This window comes from Bariatricus sp. HCP28S3_F11, from assembly GCF_052065395.1.
Taxonomy (GTDB): Bacteria; Bacillota; Clostridia; order Lachnospirales; family Lachnospiraceae; genus Allocoprococcus.
The window spans coordinates 1-1,635 of the sequence record NZ_JBQHUC010000096.1; the positions used below are offsets into that span (position 1 = coordinate 1).

Here is a 1,635-nt window from a genome sequence, read left to right on the forward strand (position 1 = left end):
CCTGAATTATTCATGAGCATATAAAAATGCTCGATACTACAAAACCTTGAACCAGCTCCCATGAAATCAATCGAGTTATCCACAAAAATGGGTAGACTATCCCCTTGAAATCCGATTGAGTTACTTTGAACTGTCAAGGTACGTTAATAGTTGCTATTCCAACTGTACAGTCAGCTGTTGGATATTCTCCAGTGTCCTGTAGAACTCCTTTTTATAAGGACAGCTACTGCATAGTTTGAATGTTATATATCTTGCTGAACGGACTGCTCTTGCAGCAATCTTTATCAGCTTTAAACGAATGGTATCCACCTGTTGCTTTCTCATATTTGCAGGGAGTACCAGTCGCCTAAACCAATTGAATAAGTTGTAGGCGAGCATATGAAGTCTCATGCGGTTGGCATTTACTACTTTGGAATGACTGCTGACAGCAGCAAAGTCAAATCCACCTTTGCCCTCTTTTATGAAATTTTCCATCTTGCCACGCCCACAGTAAAACTGGATGATCTGATACGGTTCCATATCCATGTTTGTAACAATAAAGGTGTACATATGCGTCAGCTGACCGTATGGTTTTTCTATCTTGAAAACCACGCGCCTTGGATAATCCCAGGAGCTGGCCTGATACAGGAATTCACCATAAGTTACAGCATAGCTGATCTGGTCCTCTTTGGTTGCTTTGTATAAATCTTCATCTTTATCCGAAGCAAGAGCCACGAGTGAAGAATTCTGTTTTAAGCGGATGGCATAGGAACAGCCATTCATCTCGCAGGTTTTATAAAGTTTGGGAGATGAGAATCCACTGTCACCACGAAGGTATGTTTTGATGCCTCTTTCCAGATATTCCTGAAAAAGGGGTTCCATAAATTTATCTGCACCATTGCTGCAGTGGAGTGTTCCATCACGAAGTTCTGCCTTCAGCAGATCCCCGGTCAGACCATCATAGCAGAGCAAAGGATGGTATCCGTGTGCCTGATAATGGAAGTTGAAGCTTTCCCCTTCCTGATTGCCGTAGGTGCCAAATAAAGTACTGTCCAGATCCAGAAGCATATGCTCCGGACACTTTATGGAATAGATGATATCCCTAAGGCTTTTATCAATGTCATCAAACTGCAGGAGTGTATCTTCATCCATACGGTTGAAAAATCTTGATAGTGTTGGCTGTGAAGCCAGACTGTTCTTTTCAAGAATGGCATTGAAAACAGGATCAATGGTCAGTTCATCAGCACAGTCATCTTCAAAGTATGCAGAGATGATCTGATAAATCATCTGCATCAGGTTTTCATCATCTTTGTGGAAACGGACTGACGTATCATTGGTTTTAAATTTCTTTTTGATCAGCTTGGTGAAGCCGATCTTTGCAGCGAATTCTTTTATCAGGAGAAGTCCTGCATCGGAGGATAAATCGCCTCCGTCAAAATTTATTTTAATCTGCCTATTGCTTTCTAATGATAAGGTGTTTACAATACTCATAAAGGGCTCCTTTTGTTGGTATTATTTGAGATTCGACACCTTAATTATATCACAAGTGGATGCTCTTTTTTCATTCACTTGATAGGTGAAAAGCAATATTCAGTTAAAATACAGTAACAACGTGGCTTTCAGCCACTTTCACGGCACAACCGTGAATAATTCAGG

General features: G+C 40.8%; 1 protein-coding gene. It reads right to left on the reverse strand.

Annotation, left to right across the window (positions count from 1 at the left end; all coding sequences use genetic code 11):
- Positions 1–153: 153 nt before the first annotated feature.
- Positions 154–1,470 (reverse strand): IS1380 family transposase, encoded by a 1,317-nt coding sequence (locus tag ACTNBR_RS16365; RefSeq protein WP_441019249.1) that lies wholly within the window; start codon positions 1,468–1,470, stop codon positions 154–156.
- Positions 1,471–1,635 lie beyond the last annotated feature (165 nt).